Annotated in this window: 24 protein-coding genes; 15 read left to right on the top strand and 9 right to left on the bottom strand. The window is 69.4% G+C overall.

Features of this window, described 5'->3' with window-relative positions; translation table 11 throughout:
- Window positions 1-120: 120 nt before the first annotated feature.
- Together ACWDUM_RS26915 and ACWDUM_RS26920 are read left to right on the top strand one after the other, a co-directional pair.
- Window positions 121-912, top strand: a complete 792-nt coding sequence (locus ACWDUM_RS26915) for an IclR family transcriptional regulator (RefSeq protein WP_450114685.1) — start codon at window positions 121-123, stop codon at window positions 910-912.
- 25 nt (window positions 913-937) lie between these two features.
- Window positions 938-1,873, top strand: a complete 936-nt coding sequence (locus ACWDUM_RS26920) for an alpha/beta hydrolase (RefSeq protein WP_450136358.1) — start codon at window positions 938-940, stop codon at window positions 1,871-1,873.
- 27 nt (window positions 1,874-1,900) lie between these two features.
- Here the strand turns inward: ACWDUM_RS26920 and ACWDUM_RS26925 are convergent, their stop codons facing one another.
- Entirely contained in the window at window positions 1,901-2,605 is a 705-nt protein-coding gene (locus ACWDUM_RS26925) for a PadR family transcriptional regulator (RefSeq protein WP_450114683.1), read from the bottom strand.
- A 151-nt stretch (window positions 2,606-2,756) separates the two neighbouring features.
- On the opposite strand from ACWDUM_RS26925, the gene ACWDUM_RS26930 reads away from it, so the two are divergent.
- The 5 genes from ACWDUM_RS26930 (at window position 2,757) to ACWDUM_RS26950 (ending at window position 7,876) form a co-directional block, all read left to right on the top strand.
- Window positions 2,757-3,008, top strand: coding sequence for a hypothetical protein (locus tag ACWDUM_RS26930; protein WP_450136359.1), 252 nt, complete (start codon window positions 2,757-2,759; stop codon window positions 3,006-3,008).
- Between the two features lie 195 nt (window positions 3,009-3,203).
- Window positions 3,204-4,427: an ABC transporter substrate-binding protein gene (locus ACWDUM_RS26935; RefSeq protein WP_450136360.1), complete on the top strand. Its 1,224-nt coding sequence runs from the start codon at window positions 3,204-3,206 to the stop codon at window positions 4,425-4,427.
- Between the two features lie 46 nt (window positions 4,428-4,473).
- Window positions 4,474-5,331: a branched-chain amino acid ABC transporter permease gene (locus ACWDUM_RS26940; protein ID WP_450136361.1), complete on the top strand. Its 858-nt coding sequence runs from the start codon at window positions 4,474-4,476 to the stop codon at window positions 5,329-5,331.
- Window positions 5,332-5,333: 2 nt separating this feature from the next.
- Window positions 5,334-7,157, top strand: coding sequence for a branched-chain amino acid ABC transporter ATP-binding protein/permease (locus tag ACWDUM_RS26945; RefSeq protein WP_450136362.1), 1,824 nt, complete (start codon window positions 5,334-5,336; stop codon window positions 7,155-7,157).
- Window positions 7,157-7,876, top strand: coding sequence for an ABC transporter ATP-binding protein (locus ACWDUM_RS26950; RefSeq protein ID WP_450136363.1), 720 nt, complete (start codon window positions 7,157-7,159; stop codon window positions 7,874-7,876). Before ACWDUM_RS26945 ends, ACWDUM_RS26950 begins: the two co-directional genes overlap by 1 nt.
- A gap of 74 nt (window positions 7,877-7,950) precedes the next feature.
- Here ACWDUM_RS26950 and yczR read toward each other — a convergent pair whose 3' ends face one another.
- Window positions 7,951-9,429, bottom strand: a complete 1,479-nt coding sequence (gene yczR, locus ACWDUM_RS26955; RefSeq protein WP_450136364.1) for a MocR-like transcription factor YczR — start codon at window positions 9,427-9,429, stop codon at window positions 7,951-7,953.
- 85 nt (window positions 9,430-9,514) lie between these two features.
- Here yczR and ACWDUM_RS26960 point away from each other — a divergent pair, with 85 nt between their 5' ends.
- Both ACWDUM_RS26960 and ACWDUM_RS26965 read left to right on the top strand, forming a co-directional pair.
- Window positions 9,515-9,742, top strand: a complete 228-nt coding sequence (locus ACWDUM_RS26960) for a hypothetical protein (RefSeq protein WP_450136365.1) — start codon at window positions 9,515-9,517, stop codon at window positions 9,740-9,742.
- 55 nt (window positions 9,743-9,797) lie between these two features.
- Entirely contained in the window at window positions 9,798-10,331 is a 534-nt protein-coding gene (locus tag ACWDUM_RS26965) for a methylated-DNA--[protein]-cysteine S-methyltransferase (RefSeq protein ID WP_450136366.1), read from the top strand.
- Between the two features lie 22 nt (window positions 10,332-10,353).
- On the opposite strand, the gene ACWDUM_RS26970 is transcribed toward ACWDUM_RS26965, so the two are convergent.
- On the bottom strand, window positions 10,354-10,995 hold the full coding sequence (locus ACWDUM_RS26970) for a TetR/AcrR family transcriptional regulator (RefSeq protein WP_450136367.1): 642 nt from the start codon (window positions 10,993-10,995) through the stop codon (window positions 10,354-10,356).
- Window positions 10,996-11,039: 44 nt separating this feature from the next.
- Here ACWDUM_RS26970 and ACWDUM_RS26975 point away from each other — a divergent pair, with 44 nt between their 5' ends.
- The 3 genes from ACWDUM_RS26975 to ACWDUM_RS26985 are packed head-to-tail and all read left to right on the top strand — an operon-like array spanning window position 11,040 to window position 14,946.
- The gene (locus tag ACWDUM_RS26975; RefSeq protein WP_450136368.1) at window positions 11,040-12,818 is read left to right on the top strand and encodes an alpha/beta fold hydrolase; all 1,779 of its coding nucleotides are present in this window, start codon (window positions 11,040-11,042) and stop codon (window positions 12,816-12,818) included.
- A 20-nt stretch (window positions 12,819-12,838) separates the two neighbouring features.
- Window positions 12,839-14,365, top strand: a complete 1,527-nt coding sequence (locus ACWDUM_RS26980) for an LVIVD repeat-containing protein (RefSeq protein WP_450136369.1) — start codon at window positions 12,839-12,841, stop codon at window positions 14,363-14,365.
- A gap of 38 nt (window positions 14,366-14,403) precedes the next feature.
- The gene (locus ACWDUM_RS26985; RefSeq protein WP_450136370.1) at window positions 14,404-14,946 is read left to right on the top strand and encodes a DUF305 domain-containing protein; all 543 of its coding nucleotides are present in this window, start codon (window positions 14,404-14,406) and stop codon (window positions 14,944-14,946) included.
- A gap of 33 nt (window positions 14,947-14,979) precedes the next feature.
- Here ACWDUM_RS26985 and ACWDUM_RS26990 read toward each other — a convergent pair whose 3' ends face one another.
- The 3 genes from ACWDUM_RS26990 to ACWDUM_RS27000 form a co-directional block, all read right to left on the bottom strand.
- Complete coding sequence (locus ACWDUM_RS26990; protein WP_450136371.1) at window positions 14,980-16,269, bottom strand: adenylosuccinate synthase; 1,290 nt, start codon at window positions 16,267-16,269, stop codon at window positions 14,980-14,982.
- A gap of 120 nt (window positions 16,270-16,389) precedes the next feature.
- Window positions 16,390-16,701 (bottom strand): hypothetical protein, encoded by a 312-nt coding sequence (locus tag ACWDUM_RS26995; RefSeq protein WP_450114669.1) that lies wholly within the window; start codon window positions 16,699-16,701, stop codon window positions 16,390-16,392.
- 94 nt (window positions 16,702-16,795) lie between these two features.
- Entirely contained in the window at window positions 16,796-17,296 is a 501-nt protein-coding gene (locus ACWDUM_RS27000; RefSeq protein WP_450114668.1) for a hypothetical protein, read from the bottom strand.
- A gap of 126 nt (window positions 17,297-17,422) precedes the next feature.
- Between ACWDUM_RS27000 and ACWDUM_RS27005 the strand changes: the two genes are divergently transcribed.
- Together ACWDUM_RS27005 and ACWDUM_RS27010 are read left to right on the top strand one after the other, a co-directional pair.
- Window positions 17,423-18,151 (top strand): hypothetical protein, encoded by a 729-nt coding sequence (locus tag ACWDUM_RS27005; protein WP_450136372.1) that lies wholly within the window; start codon window positions 17,423-17,425, stop codon window positions 18,149-18,151.
- Window positions 18,152-18,213: 62 nt separating this feature from the next.
- A complete protein-coding gene (locus ACWDUM_RS27010; RefSeq protein ID WP_450136373.1) occupies window positions 18,214-18,987 on the top strand; it encodes a site-2 protease family protein in 774 nt (257 codons plus the stop codon).
- A gap of 9 nt (window positions 18,988-18,996) precedes the next feature.
- Here ACWDUM_RS27010 and ACWDUM_RS27015 read toward each other — a convergent pair whose 3' ends face one another.
- Both ACWDUM_RS27015 and ACWDUM_RS27020 read right to left on the bottom strand, forming a co-directional pair.
- On the bottom strand, window positions 18,997-19,872 hold the full coding sequence (locus ACWDUM_RS27015) for an alpha/beta fold hydrolase (protein WP_450136374.1): 876 nt from the start codon (window positions 19,870-19,872) through the stop codon (window positions 18,997-18,999).
- A 130-nt stretch (window positions 19,873-20,002) separates the two neighbouring features.
- Window positions 20,003-20,914, bottom strand: coding sequence for an aminotransferase class IV (locus ACWDUM_RS27020; RefSeq protein ID WP_450136375.1), 912 nt, complete (start codon window positions 20,912-20,914; stop codon window positions 20,003-20,005).
- Window positions 20,915-21,012: 98 nt separating this feature from the next.
- Between ACWDUM_RS27020 and ACWDUM_RS27025 the strand changes: the two genes are divergently transcribed.
- Window positions 21,013-21,975 (top strand): DUF389 domain-containing protein, encoded by a 963-nt coding sequence (locus ACWDUM_RS27025; protein ID WP_450136376.1) that lies wholly within the window; start codon window positions 21,013-21,015, stop codon window positions 21,973-21,975.
- Window positions 21,976-21,979: 4 nt separating this feature from the next.
- Here the strand turns inward: ACWDUM_RS27025 and ACWDUM_RS27030 are convergent, their stop codons facing one another.
- Window positions 21,980-22,936 carry a helix-turn-helix transcriptional regulator gene (locus ACWDUM_RS27030; RefSeq protein WP_450136377.1) on the bottom strand — a complete coding sequence of 319 codons (957 nt, stop codon included), beginning with the start codon at window positions 22,934-22,936 and terminating at the stop codon, window positions 21,980-21,982.
- Window positions 22,937-22,998 lie beyond the last annotated feature (62 nt).

Genomic DNA, 22,998 nt, shown 5'->3' on the forward strand with positions numbered 1-22,998 from the left:
ATTTCCCGAGCGCAGGTGATCCACTTCACAAATCGTCGAACCTGTGTCATTATTTCTAATCGAAATACCCATGTCAGGTGGGTATAGCAGCGATGTTCGACAGAAGTGAGGGAGACATCGATGACCGCAGCAACCACCGCGGACGCCACCCCGACCTCGATCCTCGAACGGGTTTCACTCGTCCTGGACACCTTCGACGGCCCCGGCCGGCTCACCCTTGCCCAAGTCGTCGAGAGGACCGGCCTGCCGCGGTCGTCGGCGCATCGAATGCTCGAACGCTTCGTCGAGATGCGGTGGCTACGCCGCGAGGGCAGCGACTACGAGCTCGGCACCCGACTGATGGAGCTCGGCTCGCTCGCGGTGCACCAGAACCGCCTGCATGCCGCGGCCAGACCCATCGTGCAGGAACTCCACCGCGTCACCGGGTACGTCGTACATCTCGGCGTCCTGGCCGGCAACGACGTGCTCTACCTCGACAAGATCGGCGGCCGACTCGCGACCGAGTTGCCCACCCGGGTCGGCAGCCGCTACCCGGCGCGCAGCTCCGCGATCGGCAAGGCCCTGCTCGCCTTCACCCCGAGCCGCACCGACGACCTCGCCGGGTTCACCCCCGAACTCCGCAAGGTTCGGGAGGTCGGTGTCGCGTACGAGGTCAGCCAGATCGCCGGCGGCATCAGCGTCATCGCCGTCCCCATTGGGCTGGCGGGGGATGTGGTCGCGGCCCTGTCGATCTGCGGCCCCTCCAGCCACCTCAAGTTCGATCACCGTCACACCGCCCCGGTTCGGATGGCCGCCAACGCGATCCTGCAGACACTCAACGGGCACAGCAGCGGCGCGGCACCGATCACGCACCGCAACCGGCTCCAGAGCCTGCCCACCGCCGCGCTCCGCCAGCGCGTGCGGTCCGCCTGACCACCCCAACCGATCGAGGAACACCATGCCGATCGACCCCGAGGTCCAGTCGATGCTCGAGATCCTCGACACCGGCTTCCCCTGCGTCGAGCAGATGACCGGCCCCCAGGCGCGGGCCGCGATCCGGGCCCGTCTCCAGCCGGTCCCGAACCCCGAACCGGTGGCATCGGTCCGGAGCATCGACATCGACGGACCCGCTGGGCCGATCCCGGCCCGCGTCTACCAGCCCGAAGCCGAAGCCACCGAACCGCGTCCGGTGGTCGTGTTCGCACACGGCGGCGGATTCGTCTTCTGCGACTTGGACACCCACGACGGTCTGTGTCGCGCCCTGTCGAACGGCGTGGGCGCCGTCGTGGTGTCCGTCGACTATCGCCTCGCACCGGAGCACCCGGCGCCGGCGGCACTCGAGGACGTATATGCCGCGCTGATGTGGACGAAGGCGAACTGTGCGGCACTGAACGGGGATCCGTCCCGGCTGGTCGTCGCGGGCGACAGCGCCGGCGGCAACCTCGCCGCCACCGTCGCGCTGGCCGCGCGTGATCGTGGCGGTCCGGCGCTCGCCGCGCAGGCCCTGCTGTACCCGGTCATCGACGACGATTTCGACACCGACTCGTACCGCACCTACGCGGAGGGCCACTTCAACACCCGCGCGGCGATGCAGTGGTACTGGAAGCAGTACGCGCCGGGCGGCGCCGACAGCCCGCTGGTCTCCCCCGCCCGCGCCGAGACCCTCGCCGGACTGCCCCCCGCCGTCATCGTCACCGCCGGTCGCGATCCGCTCTGTTCGGAGGGCGACGCCTACGCCGCGCGGCTCACCTCGGAGGGTGTACCCACCACCCATCGCCGGTACGACGACCTGTTCCACGGGTTCATGACGGTCGCAGCACTGTCGGTCACACAGGTGGCGCGAAAACAGTTGTGGGAGGACCTGACCGACGTGCTGGGCGCCGACGGTCGGTGATCGCCCGCCTCGAGTGGTGCTGGGCGGTCAGTTCCGCTCGCGCCGCTCGAGGCCCTGGACGAAATCCTCGACATCACGCCAGGACCCGGCCACCTCCGGGATCGGGTTGCCCAGTTCGTCACGCTCCCGCACCCGGGAGTACGTCTCGGCGGCATCGTCGATGTCGTCGAGGATCTGCCGGGCCAGGTCCATCTCCGCCTGGAAGTAGCGCTCCGCCCAGATCAGGCTCATCTTCGAGAACGCCCAGGACGGTTCACGCGTCGCGTGGTCGCCGTGCAGTTTCGCCTGCTCGCGCATCGACTCCATGTTCTCGATGTGCGACCGGACCAGGGCCTTGAGCTGCTCGGGCTCGTTCAGGTGCCCCATCCACAACCGCAGCATCAGACCGTGTTTGAGCACGGGCTGCTCCACCGGCGAATCGCGTGACCAGTTCCGCACCGCACGCGTCCCCCGTGCCGTGATGCGGTAGATCCGCCGGCCGCGCTCGCCCGGCTCCGAGACCATCTCCGACTCGACCAGACCGAGCTTCTCGAGCTTCTTCAGCTCGGCGTAGATCTGACTGATCGACGGACTCCAGTAGAAGTAGCCGATGCTCCAGTCCGCCCACTTCTTGAGGTCGTATCCGGTGAGCCCCTCGCCGTACGTCAGCATGCCGAGAACCGCCCAGCTGGTGGCGGGCAGCGACGGGTAGCCGTCGTCGGCAGCCGGTGCGGCGGAATCGGTCTCGGACATGACCGAAGACTAACAGCCCAGGTCGGTGCCGCCGGCGGCTCGGCGAGTTCGACCCGCTCATCGGGAGAACTTGTCCCACTCCACGGAATCGAAGGCGCGTGAATCGCCGAACTGTGACTACCGTCACGAATCGAACCAGGGAGGTCCGATCATGGAAAGCGTCCGCTGCAACAGCTGCAGCAACCGCGTCCTCGTCGAGAAGTACAGCGAGGCACACACCAGCATCCAGTGGCTCGAGGACGCTGACAGCGCGTGTCCCGAATTCGCCGAGTCGCGAACGACGAACGGGCGCGCCTGTGTCCCCACGTGCCGCAAGCTGCAGGAGACGATCGACGAACTGATCCTGTCCGGGCAGATCGGCATGTCCCTGCGCAGCTACCCGGTCCCCGGTCGCCTCGAGTGAACCGGCGAGTCCTGTTGACGCCCCTCGCGTCTCGCAAATACGCTGCCGCCTGAGCGAGCGTTCGATAAATCAGCTTGCTTCACAGCCGGGAGGCGGAACCGATCAGAAGATCGCTTCCGTCCTGGCCACAACATATCCAACCAAACCAAGCAAATGCTTGGTTTGGCGTTTTTCGGGTGTCCTAGGAGGGCAGTCATGGGAAATCGGCGTCCAGTTGTCGTCGCAGTCGCAGCGGTTGCTGCAGCGTCCGTTCTGACTCTCGCGGGGTGCGGCAGTGCCGACTCCGCCGAGTCCGGCGGTGCCGATCAGCCGTACCGCGTCCTCGTCACCGGCGGCATCAGCGCGCAGGGCGTGCTCGCGGCCAACGCGCAGACGTCGATCCTGGCGACCAAGGCCGGTGTCGAGGTGCAGAACCAGGCCGGCGGCATCGGCGGTCGCCAGATCGAGCTGACCGTCGTCGACGATGCCGGTGACGCCACCATCGCGGTCACCAAGGTGCGCGAGGCCATCAACAAGCAGAAGCCCGACCTGGTCCTCAACTCCGGTCCGTCCTCCGTCGGCGCCGCCGTGCTGCCGATCCTCAAGCAGAACGACATCCTCTCGTTCAACGTCGCACCCACGCCGGGTTCGACGGACCCGTCGAAGTTCCCGCTCAACTTCGACCTCGCTCCCGGTGCCACCGACAACGCTCGCGGCATCGTCGGCCACGCGAAGGAGAAGGGCTACGACAACATCGGCGTCATCCACGGCAGCACCGCGTACGGCGAGCTGTTCGGCGAGGAGATGACTTCGGCGCTGGAGAAGGCGGGCCTGAAGCAGGCCGGTAACGAGGAATACGAAGCCACCGCGCTCGACATGACCGCGCAGCTGCAGTCGCTCAAGAACGCCGGCGCCAAGGCCATCGCACTCGACGCGTACGGCGCACCGCTGGGCTACGTCCTGCAGAGCATGCAGCGACTGGGCTGGGACGTCCCGCTGATCGGCAACACCTCGGTCTCAAGCACCAGCCTCGTCGCCAACGAGCCGCCCAACGGCGTCCTCGGCACGCCGGAGGTGAAGAACCTTGTCTCGCAGGTCTTCACGAGCACCGTCTACGACCCGAACAACGCGGCCGTGAACCAGATGGTCGACACGATGGCCTCGCTCGGCACGATCTCGTCGACCCTGATCATCGCCGACAACTACGACGCGTTCCCGCTCGTCGCCGCCGCAGCCGAGAAGGCAGGCACCACGACCGATGCCGAGAAGCTGGCCGAGGCACTCGAGACCGAAGAGGTCCAGAAGAGCGCCAAGACCGCCTTCCTGTCGCGCTACAACTTCACCGCCGACAACCACGGCCCGAACCCGGCGCAGGACGAGATGAAGTTCATCGCGCCCACCAAGGTGGTCAACGGTCAGTTCGGAAACCCGCAGGCATGAGTTCGAGGATCGTCGTTCCCCGTTCGACGCGGAAGAGGTACTCGCGGTGACGATTCTGTGGTCGGGGCTCGCCCTCGGCGCTGTCTACGTGCTCGTCGCGATCGGGTACAACATCGTGTTCGTCTCGTCGAACACGTTCAACTTCGCGCAGGCGCAGTTGATGATGGTCGGCACGTTCGTCGCGTACACGGGTCTGGTGACGCTGAAACTGCCCGTCCTGGTGGTCGCCGTCATGGCCACCGTGACCGTCATGATCCTCGCGGCGATCGAGGAGGTGGTGGCGATCAGGCCGGTCGCGGACCATCAGAACCAACTCGTCACGACACTGGGTGTGGCGACGCTGCTCAACGGTGCGACGCAGTTGATCTGGGGCAGTGAACCGTTGACGGTTCCGTTCTTCGGCTCCAACGACCCCATCACTCTCCTCGGTGGGCGCACCTACCCGGTCGAGATCGCCCTGTTGGTGCTGTCGATCGTGCTGGTGATCGTGCTGGGTCAGCTGAGCAAGCGGACCATGACGGGACTGGCGCTGATGGGCGTCTCGGAGGACCGCGAGGCCGCGATGCTTCGCGGTGTGAACGTGCGCCGCATCGCGATGGGCGCGTTCGCCTTCTCCGGCGCGCTCGCCGGTGTCCTGGGACTGTTCGTGGGCCCCAAGACCTTTGCGGTTGCGACGCTGGGTGCCGCGCTGGCGCTGAAGGGGTTCGTGGCACTCGCGATCGGCGGGTTCGGGTCACTGCCGGGTGCGCTGATCGGCGGCCTGACCGTGGGCCTGGTCGAGTCGTTCACGGCGCTGTGGGCGGGTAGCCAGTACAGCAACATCGCGGTGTTCCTGGTGCTGATCATCATCCTGATGGTGAAACCGGCCGGCTTGTTCGGCACGGTGAAGGAACGGGTGGTGTAGCCATGCAGATCTGGCGGACTCTCCGCGCGATCCCCAGTTGGATCTTCGCGCTCGTCTTCGGCGCCGTGGTGTTCCTCGCGCCGATCCTCGGATTGGACGCGACCAACACGCGTCAGCTCCAGCTCGCGTGCATCCTGGCCCTGGTGGTCAGTGGCCTCAACCTGAGCCTCGGGTACGCGGGTGAACTCGCGCTCGGTCAGGCCGCGATGTACGCGGCCGGTGCGTACACGGCCGGTCTGATGTCGCAGGCCGGGCACACCGAGATCCTGCTGCAACTGGTGGCCGCGGGTGCGGTTGCACTGGTGGTGGGCATCGTGACCGGCGTTCCCGGTCTGCGACTGGGCAGTTGGTCGCTCGCGATGACGTCGTTCTTCCTGATCCTGCTGGTGCCCGACATCCTCGCGATCTTCGGCGGCAAGACCGGCGGCCGAAACGGCCTGTCCGGCATGGAGCCTCCGACGCTGTTCGGGCAGGACGTCGACAAGGACTTCTACTACGTCGTCGTCGCGGTGACGATCCTGTGGTTCGTGGTGATGCGGAATCTCGTGGTCTCCCGCCACGGCATCGCGTTCCGCACGCTCAAGCAGTCGCCGGTCCTCGCCCAGTCGCAGGGCGTGTCGGTGTACCGGATGAAGCTGCTCGGATACGCGATCGGCGCCCTGCCCGCCGGACTCGCGGGCGCGTTGTTCGCGAACACCGACCTGTTCATCTCCCCCGAGGCGTTCGGGTTCACGTTCGCGACCGCGGTGCTGGCGGCGTCGATCCTCGGTGGGTCGGCGAGTGTCTACGGCGCGGTGATCGGCGCGGCCGTCATGCAGTTCGGCCCCAACCAGTCGACCGCGTTCCAGGAATACTCGCTGATCTTCTACGGCGGCTTCCTCATCCTCGGTGGCGTGCTGCTCTCGGGCGGCCTCACCAAGGTGTTCCGGAATCTGGCGGCCAGGCTCGACCGCAAGGCCGGCATCGGGGTGGCGGATCGGGGGGCACCGCGGGATCCGAACGAGGTGCCCGTCGTGGCGCCGATCGCCGGATCCACGCTCGAGGTCGACGGCATCTCGAAGGCGTTCGGCGGCAACCAGGCCCTCGAGTCGGCGACGCTTCGCGCCGAAGCAGGCCGGGTCACCGCACTGATCGGCCCCAACGGTTCCGGCAAGACGACGATGCTGAACATGATCTGCGGCTTCTACACCGCGGATGCGGGTCGCATCGTCATCGGAGACACCGAGGTCCAGGCGTTCGCTCCGCACAAGGTCGCCCGTGAGGGCGTGGCGCGCACGTTCCAGACCCCGAACATCCCCGAGAACGTCACCGTCCTCGAGGCGGTCGCGTCGGGCCGGTACATGACCAACCGCGCCTCGATGCTCTCGGCCGTGCTGAGACTGCCGAGCTTCCGGAAGGTTTCGAAGGCGGACATCGACGAGGCCGAGCGGGTCCTCGAACTCGTCGGGATGTCGCACCTGAAGGGCGAGGTCGCGACCTCACTGCCCCTCGGTATGCGGCGCATGCTCGAGGTCGCGCGTGCCGTGATCGCGGAGCCCCGGGTGCTGCTGCTGGACGAGATCGCCTCCGGCATGGACGAGGACGAGCTCGTCCGGCTCGCTGTCCTCATCCGGGCGCTGCGTGACGCCGGCGCCACCGTCCTGTTGGTGGAACACAACTTCCGCCTGGTGCTCTCGCTCGCCGACACCATCGTCGTGCTGGCACAGGGTCAGGTCATCGCGTCCGGTCCGCCCGAGGAGATCGAGCATCACCCGCGAGTGCTCAGCGAGTACCTCGGCATCGACCCCGACGGCGGAGCCGCGGTGGAGCTGGAGAAGGTGAAGTGATGGAACCGGTTCTGAGCGTACGGAATCTGCAGTCCGGCTACGGGGACCTGCGGGTGGTGTGGGACGTCTCGTTCGACGTCTTCCCGGGCCAGGTCACCGCACTGCTCGGACGCAACGGCGCAGGCAAGACGAGCACCCTGCGCGCCATCTCCGGCCTGAACAAGATCCACTCCGGCAGCATCGAGATGAACGGCCAGGACATCTCCGGGGTGTCCGCCCACCAGCGGGTGCGTCGCGGCATGGCCTACGTACAGGAGGGCAAGCGGGTCTTCCACAAGCAGACCATCGAGCAGAACCTGCTGCTCGGCGGCTACACCCGCAAGAAGCGTCGCAGCGCCCTCCGGGCCGACGTGGACCGTATCTACGAGATGTTCCCGATCCTCGGAGAGAAGCGGAACCTGTTGGCGGGCTCCATGTCCGGAGGCCAGCAGCAGATGCTGGCGATCGGCGCGGCCCTGATGGCCAACCCGACGCTGCTGCTTCTCGACGAACCGTCCGGAGGTCTGGCCCCGGTCATCGTCAACGAGGTCATGGAACGCGTCCAGCTGCTCAAGGAGACCGGCCTGGCCGTCCTCCTTGTCGAGCAGGCGGTCGAGGCGGCGATGAGCGTCGCCGACCACGTCACCGTCCTCGACATCGGCAAGGTCGTCATGGACGCACCGGCATCGGACATCGACGACATCGCGGTCCTCAAGGACGCGTACTTCGGTCGCGTCTGACCTACAACACCGGCCGGGAGCTCACGGGTCGTCACGCATTCGACGGCGACCCGTGAGCTCCCGCGCGCGCCCCGTCACACGACGACGGGGACCGCGGTGGCGACTCGGGCCCCACCGCTGAGCGCGTGGTAGGCCGCGGCGATGCCCCGAACCGCGACCCGCAGTTCGCCTTCGTCCAGGGCGTACGGCAACCGGAGGTACCGCTCGAAGGCGCCCTCCACACCGAACCGCGGCCCCGCGGCCAGCTGCACGCCGTGCGCGGGCGCGGTCGCGGCGACCGCCGTGGAGAGCGGTTGCGGCATCTGCACCCACAACGCCATCCCGCCCGGGCCGGGATCGCAGCGCCAGTCGGGCAGCTCGGCGGCCAGCGCGTCGAGCAGCGCCGCCCGCTGCCCGTACAGCCGGTCTCGGCGCGCCGGCAGCACCCGGTCCGGCTCGGCGAGCAGTTCCGCGGCGGCGAGCTGCTCGAGCACCGCGGTCCCCAGGTCGAGGGCGGCACGGACGGCGAGCAGCCCGTTGATCGTCGACGCGTCCGCCCGGATCCAGCCGATCCGCAGCCCGGGCCAGAACGCCTTGGACATCGATCCGATGGTGACGACGTCGGCACGAGCCCCGATCGCGAACCGCGCCACCGGCGTCGGCGTCGGGGCGTCCAGGCCGAGATCGGTCATCGTCTCGTCGATCACGAGCGTCATCCGGGTGTCACCCGCGATCCGCACCAGCTCGGCGCGGCCCGCGTCGTCCAGGCAGAACCCGGTGGGATTGTGGAAGTCCGGGACGAGATACGCGAGTTTCGCCGCGGTCTGACGGGCCGCAGTGCGCAGACCGTCGAGGTCCCAGCCCCGAGCCTCGAGCAGCAGAGGCACCGGAACCGGTCGCGCCCCGCGCCGGACGATCGCTTCGATGGCGTTGGTGTAGGTCGGATGGTCGATCAGTACCCGCTCCCCCGGCCCGGTGAGCAGCCCCAGGAGCAGCACCAACGCCTGCTGGGCACCCGTGGTGATCATGATCTGCTCGGGATCGGTGGGGACGCCGCGGTCCCGGTAGCGCTGCGCGACCGCCTCCCGCAACGAGGGCAGCCCGTGTGGTTCGAGACCGTGGGTGCCGAGCTGTCCGGGGAGCCGGTCGAGGGCCGCGGCGTAGGCGTCGCGGATCGCGTCTGCGGGTGCGGACATCGCGGCGCAGGTCAGGTCGAGGACTCGGCCCGGCGCCGGGCCGCCCCGCGGCGGTACGACCCGGCCGGTGCGCGGCGAGGCCGCGCCGTCCGGCATCGCAACGGTGCTGCGCGAGCCCTGCCTGCTGGCCAGGTAGCCGTCCTCGCGCAGCACCGCGTATGCGGAGGTGATCGTGGTGCGGCTGAGGGCGAGGGCGGCGGACAGGTCCCGCTCGCTGGGCAGCGCGACTCCCAGCGGGATCCGGCCGTCGGCGACGAGCAGCCGGATCGCGTCGGCGAGGGCGCGGTAGGCGGGGCGGCGCCCGGTCCGGCCCACCGTCTCGTCGGACTGCCACCGGCCGAGGTCGCGGGCCAGGGAGCTCGCCCCGATCACCCGCATGGGAAACCTCCGTGTCGCGTCATGAGAGCCAGTATTCGCAAACTGGACCTGTCTTTCAAGACCAGTTGCGGCGCAGAGTGGACGCATGTTGCCCGCACTCACCTTCGTCGCAGTCCTGACCCTCCTCGTCTGCGGGTGCCAGATCGCTCGCCGCCGCGGCCGCAACGTTTTCCGGATCGACCAGTTCGCACCGGCCGCTCCGCTGGTGGGACGGCTTCCGGAGGACCGAGACACGGACCGCGCCCTCCGCGACCTCGATGCCGCCCGCTCGCGCCGGGAGGCACCCCCCTCCCGCGTCACCGTCCGACACTGAACCAGTCCAGTTGTCGACAACTGGACCTGTCGGACCCGAGTCGCATACTGGACCGGTGACCCGCTATGCGCTCTTCGACACCGCCCTGGGCCGCTGCGCCGTGGTGTGGCGCGAGACCGGTGTGGTCGGGGTGCAACTGCCGGAGGGTTCCGACACGGCCACCGTCGCCCGCCTCTGCGACTGCTTCCCCGACGCGACTCCGGACGAACCCGACGCTCCCGCCCGCCGGGCCGTCACCGGCATCACCGCGCTCCTCGCCGGCGAGCCGGACCCGCTCGCAGACGTCGACGTCGACCTGGCCGCCGTCCCCGATTTCGACCGCCGGGTCTACGCCGTCACCCGCACCATCGGCCCCGGCCGCACCATGACCTACGGGGAGGTCGCGGCCGCGATCGGCAGCCCCGGCGCCGCGCAGGCCGTCGGGCAGGCGTTGGGACGCAACCCGATTCCGATTCTGGTGCCGTGCCACCGGGTGCTCGCCGCACACGGGGCGGTGGGCGGGTTCTCCGCGGCCGGCGGCACGATCACCAAACGCGCCCTGCTCGCCGCCGAGCACACCCCTGGCTTCGACGACCCCACCCTGTTCTGATCCGCGGTCGAACCGGTAGCGGTCAGGGCATCGCGCCCGTGACGAGTGGCGCAATGACCCGCCGCGCCAGATCCCGGGCGGCCGCGTCGTCGTCGAGGTCCAGGTGGGCGCTCGGTACCAGCAGATAGCCCAACGTCACCCGGATGACCGCCTCGGCACGCAGGTTGGCGTCGCCGCCGGGCAGTCGGCCTTCCTGCTGGGCCGCGACGATGCGGGCCGCGATGAATCGATGTCCGATCTCGAGCGCGGACGGGGTTCCGGTCGACAGCATCGCCAGCAACTCCCCGCCACGGTCGACCCCACGCACGACGAAGCGCCGCCGCAACCGCAGACAGGCCAGGAATGCCTCCGCGATCCGCTCGGTCGGGTCGGTGACGGACGTGAACGTGTCGGTGATCCGGTCGAGGAAGGCCCGCAACGCGTGGGCCACGGCCGCCTCGAACAGCGAATCCTTGCCACCGAATCGGCGGAACAGGGTGGCGCGGCTGATTCCGGACCGCGCGGCGACATCGTCCATCGTGGCAGCGCGAGTGCCCTGCTCGGCGAGTACGCCGAGCGCGGCGTCGTACACGGCGACGTCCTCCAACTCCGACGGTTCCGGCGATCCCGCATGCCCGATCGCACGCTCGAACAGACGGGGAAGCGAGGCACCGGGACGAGTCACGCGACCAGTATCGACCATGCGACTATTATGCTATCAATAGTCGCATGACAGCAGGATCGGCCGCCACTGACCGTGAGATCCCGAACGACACAGCACCACTCGGCCCCGATTCGGTCGCCTGGTCGGTGTTCGGCGACCTGACATTCGTCCTCGGTGCGACCCACCGACTGCTCGTCGACGTCGCCCACCCGACCGTCGCGACCGGTGTCCGCGAGTTCTCGGTGTTCGCGACCGACACCTACGGACGTGCGCAGCGCACCCTCGACATGATCATGGGGGTCGTCTACGGCCGTGAGGATGCGTTGGCCGCGGCGCGGGCGCTCAGGGAACGGCACCGCGACATCAAAGGCCGCGGTCCCGACGGCAGACGATGGAGTTCGCTCGACGCCGAGGCGTTCCACTGGGTGCATGCCAGCCTGGTCCACGGCGTTCACGTCCAGCAGCGGGTGCTGGGCCGTGGCTGGCGACCGGGCGAGGCCGAGCAGTTCTACCTCGAGATGCGTCGGGTCGGCCGGATGTACGGGATCCGCGAACGGGACATGCCCGCCGACTGGCCGAGCTTCCTGGCCTGGTTCGACGAAATGACCGCATCCCGCCTCGAACGCTCCGACGTCACCGATCAGGTGCTCGCCGTGGCCGGCTCGCCGTCACCACCCCCGATTCCGGTGCTGCGGCTGCCGGTCCTGTGGAACCACACCGTCCGTCCGATCGCGGGGGCGGTCCTCACCCTGGTCACCGCCGGGCTGCTGACACCCGAACTCCGGGAGCTGTTCGGGCTTCGGTGGACCCGCGGACACCACCTGGCATTCACGGCCGTCGCCGCCGTCTCCCGCACCGTGATCCCGCGGCTGCCACGAACACTGCGCCTGGTGCCGCAGGCGCGCAAAGCCGTGAAAGCGGCACGCTCGGCCGACCTTCCCCACACCGGCGCGACTCCGTACGAGGTGCTGTCGATCCGTAGCGCCGACGGAACCCGCCTGCACACCGAGATCCACGGCAACGACACCGGACCGACCGTCGTCCTGGCCCACGGCGTCCTGTGCTCGACCGAGTTCTGGCACAACCAGATTCGCGACCTGGCCGACGACTTCCGGGTGGTCGCCTACGACCACCGCGGCCACGGACGCAGCGAGGCGCCGAAGCACGGACACTACAGCCTGGACCATCTGGCCGCCGACCTGCACGCGGTGCTCGCAGCCACCGTTCCCGACGGCGAGACCGCCATCGTCGCAGGGCATTCCATGGGCGGCATCGCCGTCATGCACTGGGCGGCGCGCTATCCGGAGGACGTCTCCGCGAAGACCCACGCAGTCGCCCTGGTCAACACCACGCCCGGCGAGATCCTCGACCACGTGCGGTTCCTTCGTGGCCCGCATGTGTTGAGCGGCACCCGCCGCCGGGTCGCACACGTGGCCGCACCCCTTGCCGGCCTTCCCCTGCCCGAACGGATTCCGCTCCGCCGACAGCTGGTGGCCCGCGTCTCCGTCGCCGCGGGTGCGGACGCCACCGTCGGGCGCCGGCTCGACCGCGTCATCGGAGCTACTCCCGCCCGTGGCCGGCGCGGCTACGGGACGATGCTGGTCGACCTGGTCGACAGCCTCGACCCAGCGGCAGTCACGGTGCCGACGGTCGTGATCGCCGGGCGGCACGACCGGATCGCCCCACTCCCCCGGTCCCGGTACATCGCCGAACGGCTGCCCGCCCTACTCGAACTGCACGAGGTCGACAGTGGGCACTGCGCACCGCTCGAACGGCCGGACGAGGTGACAGCCGCCCTCCGCGACCTCGCCACACCCGCATCGGTCGCCGAGGCAGCCCGATGATCCGAACCAGGAGGCACACCATGTTCCGGGCGACCCGTATCGTGTCCGCGATGGCGTTGGCGATCGCCGTCCTCGGGGTGACGCCGGTACACGCGGCACCGCCGGAAGGATTCGACGACTTCACCGGTGTGTGGCCGACAGCGGTCGCCCCCGCGACCTGCCGCCCCGGGGACCCTGTCGAGACCGGCATCCAGGGCGAGGTTCCGCTCGCCGACCGGGTATCCGGCCGCAGCCGCGAAGGCTACGGCTGCAACATCGACGTCGTCGGGCAGTACCAGGGCGTTGGCGCCGGGCCGGTCAGCCCCAGCTACCGGCACTGCTCGTACATCGCGTCGACGTTCCCGACCAATCTGCTCGGCCCCGACGCGGGCGTGCACGTCGTCGACGTGAGCGATCCGACCGCTCCACGCCGCACGGCCGTGCTCACGGAACCCGCGATGCTCGGCGGCACGTGGGAATCGCTCAAGGTGCACGAAGGACGCGGGCTGCTGGTGGGCACCGGTGTCGGGTTGATCGAAGGCGGGGGATTCATCTCCGTGTACGACATCTCCCAGGACTGCGCCCACCCGAGGCTGCTGAACACCACGACCGGGTCGCTGCCGAACATGCCGATCGCGATCACCACCCATGAGGGGGCGTTCTCGCCGGACGGCAACACCTACTGGGCGTCCGGCATCGCACCGGGGTGGGTCAGCGCCGTCGATCTGACCGACCCCGCACAGCCCATGGTCGTATGGGGCGGGCTCACCGGGGTCGCCGCGCACGGGATGGGGTTCACACCGGACGGCAACACGATGTTCCTGTCGAACCTGGCGGGCCTGTCCGTGATCGACGTCTCCGCGGTGCAGAACCGCGCACCCCGGACCGTGATCGGCCATCCGCTCCCCCATCTCGGGCAGAAGTTCTGGACCGACGGGCAGATCAGTCAGCACAGCATCCACGTCACCTACGACGGCCGGCCGCACCTGTTCGCCGTCGACGAGGGAGGATCCGGCGGGGTCAAGCTGTTCGACATCGCGGACCCGGCCACCCCGAGGTGGCGCACCAGTGCCAAACTCGCGATCAATCTTCCTGAGCATCAGGATCGTTGGGCGGCGAGCGCCGCGGGCAACGGCCTGTTCGGATACGACGCCCACTACTGTTCGGTGGACCGGGTCGACGATCCGACCACGTTGGCGTGCAGCTGGATCCAGTCGGGCATCCGAGTGTTCGACGTGCGCGACCCGGACCGTTTCCGGGAGATCGCGTACTTCAACCCACCCGCCCAGACGGGGCGGCATCGTGAGCTGCCGAACTCGCTGCACGCGACGCTCGGCGCCATCCTCGGTCCGCCGATGATCGGCACCCTGGCGACGGCCCGGGCCGTCATCCAGGGCCAGACGGGTACCGACGGGATCGTCAACGACCAGAGCCGGTTGGTGGGTGCCGACCTGTCGGCCGACTGGTGTCTGTCCCCGCCCGAGTTCCACGGCAACCTGCTCTACGTCGCCTGCATGGACAACGGGTTCATGGCGTTGGAACTGGATCGCGCGGTCTACCCGCGATGAGTGCCCGGGCGATCGTCGCAGCAGTACTGTGCTCCGCAGTGGGATTCGCCGTCGGCGTCGCCGTCGGTGGCGACGAACCGGAGCCGACACCGCTGCCCGTGCTCGGCGAGGAGGACGCCGCGTTCGCCCAACAGATGTCGGCGCACCACCAGCAGGCGATCACGATGGTGCAGATGCTCGGCCCGGAGGCCGCGCCCGACGTACGAGCACTCGCCGAACAGATCCGGTCTGCGCAGTGGCGCGAGATCGGAACCCTGACAGGCTGGCTGGAGCTGGCCGGAACACCGCAGTCTCCGGAGTCCGACGGCCACCGGCACGAGGGAACGGGCGGCATGGCCACCGGCGAGGAGCTGACCCGCCTCGCCGGCTCCGCCGGAATCGAGCGCGACGTGCTGTTCCTACAACTGATGATCCGCCACCATCAGGGCGGAATCGAGATGGCGGCGGAGACTGCGCGGACCACGGACCTCCCCGCCGTACGGACCCGGGCGGTGGCGATGATCGAGGACCAGCGTCAGGAGCTCACCCTGATGACCGTGTCGTTGAACGCGCGCGCCGCGTCGGTGTTGCCGTACCCCTGACGGCCACACCGACGCGACGACCGGGTCGGTCGATCAGCCGAGCACGTCGTGCCGGACGATCGTCTCGTCACGACCGGGGCCGACACCGATGCAGGAGATGCGCGCACCGGAGAGCTCCTCGAGCCGCAGCACGTAGTTCTGCGCGTTGACCGGCAGCTCCTCGAAGGTGCGGCAGTGCGAGATGTCCTCCCACCAGCCCGGCATCTCCTCGTAGATCGGCTTGGCGTGGTGGATCTCGGTCTGCGACATCGGCATCTCGTCGTAGCGGACCCCGTCCACGTCGTAGGCGACGCAGATCGGCACCGTGTCCAGCGTCGAGAGCACGTCGAGCTTGGTGAGGAAGTAGTCGGTGATGCCGTTGACGCGGGTCGCGTAGCGGGCGATCACCGCGTCGAACCAGCCGGTCCGGCGGGCGCGGCCGGTGGTCACGCCGACCTCGCCGCCCTGCTTGGCCAGGTACTCGCCGTGGTTGTCGAACAGCTCGGTCGGGAACGGACCGGAGCCGACGCGGGTGGTGTACGCCTTGAGGATGCCGAGCACCGTGGTGATCCGCGTCGGGCCGATGCCGGAGCCGACGGCGGCGCCACCCGAGGTCGGGTTCGAGGAGGTCACGTACGGGTAGGTGCCGTGGTCGACGTCGAGCAGGGTGCCCTGCGATCCCTCCAGCAACACCGTCTCGCCACGCTCGAGGGCACGGTTCAGCTCGAGCCGGGTGTCGGTGATCCGGTGCTTGAAGCCCTCCGCCTGGGTCAGCACCTCCTCGACGACCTGCTGTGGGTCGAGGGCCTTCCGGTTGTAGATCTTCGCCAGCACCTGGTTCTTGAATTCCAGTGCGGCCTCGACCTTCTGGGTGAGGATCTTCTCGTCGAGCACGTCGGCGGCACGGACACCGACGCGGGCGATCTTGTCCTGGTAGCAGGGGCCGATTCCGCGGCCGGTGGTGCCGATCTTCCTGGCGCCGAGGTAGCGCTCGGTGACCTTGTCGATGGCCACGTGGTACGGCATGATCAGGTGCGCGTCGGCCGAGAGCAGCAGCTTCGAGGTGTCGACGCCCCGCTCCTCCAGACCTGCGAGTTCCTCGAGCAGCACTCCCGGGTCCACGACGACGCCGTTGCCGATCACGTTCGTCACGCCCGGGGTGAGGATGCCGGACGGAATCAGGTGCAGCGCGAACTTGTCGCCGTTCGGCAGGACCACGGTGTGGCCAGCGTTGTTGCCACCCTGGTACCGCACGACCCACTGCAGGCTGCCGCCCAGTAGATCGGTAGCTTTGCCCTTACCCTCGTCGCCCCACTGGGCTCCGATGAGGACGATTGCCGGCATGACGTCTCCTAGAGTCGACAGACATCTGCGCATCTCAGCGCAGAGGCCAGCCGTCCGTGGACAGTGGCCGGGACGACAGTTTAGCCCAGCGGGTTCGGGACGCGCGCATCACATCCGGGTTCAGGCCGCGGAGTGTTCGTGCAGCCACGGCGCCGGACTGACCTGGACGGCCAACCCCGCCTCGTCGGTGGCGGACCGCACGACGCAGGTCGGCGGCGCCCACACCGCCCCGTCGGGCTGCACATAGATCGGGCGGTCCGGGTCACCGCCGAGCAGATAGCTGATACAGGCGTTCATCCGGAACCTGCCCGTCCCGTGCGCGGCGATCCGCGATGGGGCGCCTGGCACGTCGTCGGCCTGAGCCGATTCCTCCGGGTCGAGGACCAGTTCCTCGTTCGTCGTGTTGACCATGGTGACGCTGACGGCTGTCATCGGATCTCACCTCGGATGGGTCGTCCGGTTGGGTCACACACTGATTCTCACGATCTGGGGGCACCGAACGTTCGACCGCCCGGCGCGGACACGGTCACTCGGCGACCAACGCGAACCCGGGTCGTCCGTCGTTGTCGCCGGGCACGATGCCTGCGATCACCACCCCGGGACCCGAGCGGACGGCACCGTCCACCCGGTACGTCCCCTCCGGACCCGGCCGCGGTTCCACGGTTGCGGTCCCGCCGACCAGGGAGAGCATGTTGAACCACACCACCCGCACCGGCCCCGGCGGCGAGTCGGCGGGCAGGTCCGCGGTGACGTGCACCACGTCCGGTTCGACGGTGGACCGCTCGACGTCGGCGTGCACGACGTGGGAGCCGATCGCCGGCTGAACCTGGAACGGGTGACTGAGAGCGGTGGTGGGCGTGGACATCTGCCCGATGCCCAGTTCGAGGAGATCCTCGGCGGCACGCAGGTCCGCCGAGGATTCGGCGGTGCCGCCTCTTCGCATCTCGCTCACCACCGAGGTGAGCCCGGATCGGCAGAACCGGGTGACACGGGTGGGAGAGCGGCGGGTCGCGTCGGTGGTCAGCATCGGATGCTCCGATTGTCGGCTGTTGCAGCCGGTCTGCCGCTGTGGCAAGGGGTCCGGCCGCACCTATCAGGATAGAACCGCCAGGTCTCGAACACACCGGCAATTCGGCAACCATCGGACCACCGGATGGAGACCGTCGCGGCGGCGTTCGTATCGTCGGGGGCGACCGACGCCGCGGACCGACCGGAGCTGACCTTGACCCTTCACGTACTCGCCTGTGGTGATCCGGCGGTGCCCGCACCCCTGACGTCGCTGCCCGTCACGGCCGCACCGGCCGTACCCGCCAAGCCCGACTTCGACGCTCTGCTACCGGTTCTCGACGACGACCCGGATGCCCGGCTCGTCGTCGTCGGGAACGACGGCGCCCTCGCCGCGACGCTGACCCGGCTGATGCGCAGCGAGCGACTGCAGGTCGAGGTTGCGTACGTCGCCGCCGAGCGAACCCCCGGCACCAGGTTGTACGGGCTGCCCACCGGCGAGCGGGCGGCGCGCCTGGCGTTGGACGGCGCGGCGGCCGCGTTGCCGTTGATCCGCGACGACTCGGGCACCGCGCTCGTCGGCGAGGCGACGATCACCGGGCCCGACGGCGGCGCGCTCGTCGGCGAGGCGTACGCCGATTCGGAACGCGTGTTCTCCGGGGAGATCCCGGTGCTGCGCGTGACCCCGACCGTCGAACTGCCCGGGGTGCGGGCGAGCGCGGGCAAACGCCTGCTGCGGCAGCACTGGCTGCCCGCCCGGGCGGTGCAGCTCGGCGCGGTCGGCGCGGTCGTGACCCGGGACGGCGTCACCACCCCGCGCGCGCTCAAGCGGTGCAGCTTCTATCGGGACACCCGGGAGTGGCTGCTGGTCCGCTGACGGCGGTGCCGTCGATCCACAGCTGACGGCGGTGCCGTCGGCGCCGCGGCGATACTGGGGTCATGACGTTTCCCGACACCCGCCGTGCGCGGGTCCGGCCCAGCCCGGTGTTCCTGGCGGTGCTGGCCGTCGCGGTCGCGGGCGGAGTGGTGGCGTGGCGCGCGGCACCGAAGTCGACGGCCGCGAGTGTCGGGGTGTTCCTGCTCGTCGTCGCAGGCTGGGTGGTCACCGTCTGCCTGCACGAGTTCGGCCACGCGTACACGGCGTGGCGGTACGGCGACCACGAGGTCGCGGCCCGCGGCTACCTGACGCTGAACCCGCTCAAGTACAGCCATCCGCTGCTCTCGATCGGTTTGCCGGTGCTGTTCATTGCGCTCGGCGGCATCGGCCTGCCCGGTGGGGCGGTGTACCTGCGCACCGACCTGCTGCCGCCCGGGGCGGCCCGCCGGATTTCGCTGGCGGGGCCGGCGGTGAATGCGCTCGCCGCGGGGCTGCTGCTGACCGTGATCAGGTTGTTCGCCGACACCGAGAGCCACCCGGTGTTCTGGTGGGGACTCAGCTTCCTCGCATTCCTGCAGGTGATGGCGACGGTGCTGAACCTGGTCCCGATCCCGGGGCTGGACGGCTATGCCGCACTGGAGCCGTCACTGTCGCCGAAGACCCGCCACGCCCTCGAGCAGTACAAGGGCCTTGGCATGCTGGCGTTGATCGCGCTGCTGTTCGTGCCGTCGATCAACCGGGTCTTCTTCGACGCCGTCTACGGCCTGTTCGAGCTGTCCGGGGTGCCGGGTGTGTGGGCCCAGTACGGCAACTACCTGATGCGCTTCTGGTTGTGACCGCACCTGTCAGGCGGATCGGCTCCAGGCGTCGAGGACGATCCGCGCGGCCGTGACCACTGCGACGGGCTGGTCGAACACCGGGTGGTGTCCGGCTGCGGGCAGCTCCACCACCAACGCGTCCGGCCCGAACATGGGGCGCATCTGGTCGAGCAGTTCGTGGGTGATGATGCCGTTCTCGCTGCGGAAGTAGGCGACACGGCATCCGGCGGTGGTTCCGTCGAGGCTGCTGCGTCCGCCCTTGCCGATCCGGCTGCCGTCGAACTTCCAGCTCCAGCCGCCGTCGACCTCCTTCAACGAGGTCCGGGCGATGTGGTCGAAGACGTACGGCTCGGCGGTGTCCTGCGGCGGCACCAACCGGAACCGGGCCACGGCGGCGTCGACGCTGGGGTAGACCTTCGTCTTCGCGGTCAGCCGCTGGCTGCGCATCTCCTGTTCCTCGGGTGTGAGATCGCGGATCGGGGAGTCGAGGATCATGACCCCGTCGAGTCGATCGCCGTAGCGGGTCGACGCGTGGTACGAGACGATCCCGCCCATGCTGTGGCCGATGAGTGTGGGGCGCCCGGTGATCCCGCCCGCGACTGCCACCGCGAGCACCTCTTCCGCCCAGAGGTCGAGGGTGTAGTCCTGCCGGTGGTCGCTGTCGCCGTGGCCGGACAGGTCCAGTGCGACGACGCGACGGCCGACCGTGAGTTGCGGCGCGACGTGATCCCACCAGCGCGAATGTGCCATGCCGCCGTGCACCAGCACGATGCCGGGCCGGTTCTCCTCACCCCAGGCGCGGTAGGCGATCGACGCGCCTGCAACGGTGACGTGGCCGGTCTCGACCGGGGCGGCGAGGGCGTCGACGAACCATTTCGGGGCCGACTCGTTGACGATGCTCATCATCCGAAGTTACTTCGTCCACCCCGATCCGTCGCAGGCGGCTGCGCCACCCGTGCGCACTTCTGGTGGCTCCCACCACCAAAAGTGCGCACGGGCTGGGGCACCTCCCGCTTGCGGGGGACGGAGCTGCCTACAGCTCGGTGACCCAGCCGTGCAGGGTGTCGGTGCGCAGGGCGGCGGCGTGCCGCTTGCGCAGCGCCTCGCCGATCGCGCCCGGCCGGCCGGTGCCGACGACGCGACCGTCGACCTCGAGGACGGGGGCGACGCCGGCGGAGGTGCCGGTGACGAACACCTCGTCGGCGATGTACAGCTCGGTGAGGTCGACGGTGCGCTCGACGACCGGGATGCCGTCCTCGGCGGCGAGGGTGAGCAGGGTGCGCCGGTTGATGCCGTCGAGGATGTCGCAGGACGGGTCCGGGGTGATCAGGGTGCCGCCGCGGACCAGGAAGATGTTGGCGGCGCTGACCTCGCACACGTGCCCGTTGCCGTCGAGGAAGACCGCGTCGTCGTAGCCGGCGTCGATGGCGTCCTGCTTGGCGAGTACGGAGTTCACGTACGCGCCGTTGACCTTCGCACGGGACGGGATCGCCGAATCCGGGATGCGGCGCCACTGACTGGTCTTCAGGCGCATGCCGTTCTGCGGCACGATCGGGACGGCGTCGTAGACGAACATGCTGACGGTGGTGTGGCAGCCCCGGACCCGCGTGCCGGGGATGGGCTCGTCGACGTGCACGCTCGCCCGCACGAACACGTCCTCGGTGGGTGCGTTCTCCGCGACGAGTTCGGTTGCCGCCGACACGAACCGGTCGTAGTCCCAGTCGGCGGCGAACCCGTCCATCCCGATGATCTTGCAGGACTCGACCATGCGCCGGTAGTGGTCGGTCAGCCGGAACGCGGTGCGCCGGTCCCCGTCCACGTGCACCGGGAAGACGGTGTACACGCTCAGGCCGTAGAGCAGCGCCGACGTCGCGACGCTCAGGGCCGCCTCCGGGGCGTCGACGATCCGGTCACCGAAGTACACGCGAGGATGTGGGGTAGCCATGGCGGGGAATGCTAGCGAGAGCACCCCGGCGCGGGAAGCGAATTCCGGCGCGGCGCCGCATCCCGCAACCGGGCCGCCCTGAGCGGCACACTGACCGCATGCTGCATCTGCGGATCCTGACTCCGTCCGATCTGACGGACGAGGCGGTACGGATACTCGAGGACGAACCCGGGGTCAGTGGACTCGCGGTGCTGCGCGGTGTGGCGGTGCGCCCGGTCGGCGACATCGTGCACGCGGACATCGCCCGCGAGGTCGCCAACGAGGTGATCGAGCAGTTGCGCGGCACCGGCCTGCACCACCGCGGCAGCATCGAGATCGAGCCGGTGCACGCGTGGCTGTCCCGCGACGGACTCGACGCCGAACTGCGCAGCCCGGGCAGCAGCGCCGACACCGTGGTGTGGGCGGAGGTGGCGCAACGTTCCTACGAGGACGTCGAGCTCAACTGGACGTACCTCAGCTTCATGACCCTCGCCACGCTGCTGGCCGGGATCGCGATCATCACCGACTCGCAGATCCTGGTGATCGGCGCGATGGTGCTCGGTCCGGAATTCGGTGCGATCGCGGCGCTCGGGGTCGCCCTGGTCAGGCGCCGGTACGTGCTGCTGGCGACGGCGGTGCGCACCCTGGCCGTCGGGTTCGTGGTCGCGATCGTGGCGACCGCGCTGGCGGCGCTGGCAGGTCGGGCGCTGGGCTGGGTCACGCTCGAGGACGTGACCGGCCCGCGCCCGGACACGGCGTTCATCTACACCCCGGACAAGTGGTCGTTCATCGTCGCGGTGATCGCCGCAGCGGCCGGTGTGCTGTCGCTCACGTCATCGAAGCTGGGCGGGTTGTCCGGGGTGTTCATCTCGGTGACCACGGTGCCCGCGGCGGGCAACGTCGGTCTCGGGATCGCGTTCGGCGCCGGCCACGAGATCTGGGGAAGCACCCAGCAGTTGCTGCTGAACCTGACCGGGATGGCCCTGGCGGGGTGGGCGACCCTGGCGATCCAGCAGGCCGTGTGGTCTCGGGTGGCGGTGCGCCGCGCCTCCGCGCTGGACCGGCGACGCCGGATGTTGTGACGGCTCAGCGGTTGCGCCGGGCCAGCGCCTCGCCGATCGCGCGGAGTCCGGCGCGCAGCGCCGCGGGCGCCAGCACCTCGACCCCGTCTCCGAGCGCGGTGAGCTGATGCACGGCAACGTCTTCCGCCTCCAGCCGCAGGTCCACCTCCACCCAGCCGTCCGCGTCCGCGGCACCGGGTGTCACCCGGGCGGCCTCGGCCCCGACCACCACAGGCAACGATCGCCACGCGGCCGGGGACAACCGCACCCGGCACGGGTAGCGCAGCAGGGAGCGGTCGAACTCGGCGGCCGACGACGCCCACCAGGCGGCCAGGTCGAAGCCGTCGGGGCGGTGCGCACGGCTGTCGAGAATCGTTGCGTCGGTGATCCGCTCGACCCGGAACGACAGGGCCCTGTCTCGGTGGGCCGCGACCAGGTACCAGACGCCGGCCTTGGCGACCAGGCCGAGCGGGTCGAGGGTACGGGTGGTGGTGCGGGTTCCCTTGCGGTAGCCGATCCGCAGGCGCGTCCCGTCCAGCACGGCCCGGGCCACCACCGCGAGATGCGCTGTCCGATCGGGGGTCCCGAACCAGCCGGGTGCGTCGACGTGCAACCGGGACCGCCACAGCTGCGCCCCGGCGCGCAGCGGGAGCGGCATGGCCCCGAGCAACTTCGCCTCCGCGGACGCGGTCTGCTCCCCCAGCCCGAGGTCCGCGGCGAGCGCCGGGATGCCGAGCAGCATCAGCGCGGACGTCTCGGCTGCGGTCATCCCGCTGAGCTTGGACTGCCAGCCGTCGAGCAGTCTGATGCCCCCGCCGGGCCCGGTCTCGGTGTAGAGCGGCACCCCGGCGGCCTGCAGCGCGGCGACGTCGCGGTAGACGGTGCGCACCGAGACACCCAGTTGCTCGGCCAGCCGGTCGGCGGTGCTGCCGGGCCCGCCCTGGAGGCGCAGCATCAGGTCGAGCAGTCTGCTGGATCGCACGGGCGGAGTCTACGAACAATTCATGACAGAAGATGTCAGGAATTGTCCCGCAGACTGGACGC

The sequence above is a fragment of the Rhodococcus sp. NPDC003322 genome (assembly GCF_053589555.1).

Bases quoted from the DNA above. Each gene is read 5' to 3' on its own strand.
- ACWDUM_RS27000 (WP_450114668.1), bottom strand. From the start codon at position 17,296: ATGCTGACCACCGACGCGACCCGCCGCTCTCCCACCCGTGTCACCCGG.
- ACWDUM_RS26995 (WP_450114669.1), bottom strand. From the start codon at position 16,701: ATGACAGCCGTCAGCGTCACCATGGTCAACACGACGAACGAGGAACTG.
- ACWDUM_RS26980 (WP_450136369.1), top strand. From the start codon at position 12,839: ATGTTCCGGGCGACCCGTATCGTGTCCGCGATGGCGTTGGCGATCGCC.
- ACWDUM_RS26920 (WP_450136358.1), top strand. From the start codon at position 938: ATGCCGATCGACCCCGAGGTCCAGTCGATGCTCGAGATCCTCGACACC.
- ACWDUM_RS27020 (WP_450136375.1), bottom strand. From the start codon at position 20,914: ATGGCTACCCCACATCCTCGCGTGTACTTCGGTGACCGGATCGTCGAC.
- ACWDUM_RS26930 (WP_450136359.1), top strand. From the start codon at position 2,757: ATGGAAAGCGTCCGCTGCAACAGCTGCAGCAACCGCGTCCTCGTCGAG.
- ACWDUM_RS26935 (WP_450136360.1), top strand. From the start codon at position 3,204: ATGGGAAATCGGCGTCCAGTTGTCGTCGCAGTCGCAGCGGTTGCTGCA.
- ACWDUM_RS27025 (WP_450136376.1), top strand. From the start codon at position 21,013: ATGCTGCATCTGCGGATCCTGACTCCGTCCGATCTGACGGACGAGGCG.
- ACWDUM_RS26960 (WP_450136365.1), top strand. From the start codon at position 9,515: ATGTTGCCCGCACTCACCTTCGTCGCAGTCCTGACCCTCCTCGTCTGC.
- ACWDUM_RS26945 (WP_450136362.1), top strand. From the start codon at position 5,334: ATGCAGATCTGGCGGACTCTCCGCGCGATCCCCAGTTGGATCTTCGCG.
- ACWDUM_RS26975 (WP_450136368.1), top strand. From the start codon at position 11,040: ATGACAGCAGGATCGGCCGCCACTGACCGTGAGATCCCGAACGACACA.
- ACWDUM_RS26990 (WP_450136371.1), bottom strand. From the start codon at position 16,269: ATGCCGGCAATCGTCCTCATCGGAGCCCAGTGGGGCGACGAGGGTAAG.
- ACWDUM_RS27015 (WP_450136374.1), bottom strand. From the start codon at position 19,872: ATGAGCATCGTCAACGAGTCGGCCCCGAAATGGTTCGTCGACGCCCTC.
- ACWDUM_RS27010 (WP_450136373.1), top strand. From the start codon at position 18,214: ATGACGTTTCCCGACACCCGCCGTGCGCGGGTCCGGCCCAGCCCGGTG.
- ACWDUM_RS26925 (WP_450114683.1), bottom strand. From the start codon at position 2,605: ATGTCCGAGACCGATTCCGCCGCACCGGCTGCCGACGACGGCTACCCG.
- ACWDUM_RS26915 (WP_450114685.1), top strand. From the start codon at position 121: ATGACCGCAGCAACCACCGCGGACGCCACCCCGACCTCGATCCTCGAA.
- yczR (WP_450136364.1), bottom strand. From the start codon at position 9,429: ATGCGGGTGATCGGGGCGAGCTCCCTGGCCCGCGACCTCGGCCGGTGG.
- ACWDUM_RS26950 (WP_450136363.1), top strand. From the start codon at position 7,157: ATGGAACCGGTTCTGAGCGTACGGAATCTGCAGTCCGGCTACGGGGAC.
- ACWDUM_RS27005 (WP_450136372.1), top strand. From the start codon at position 17,423: ATGGAGACCGTCGCGGCGGCGTTCGTATCGTCGGGGGCGACCGACGCC.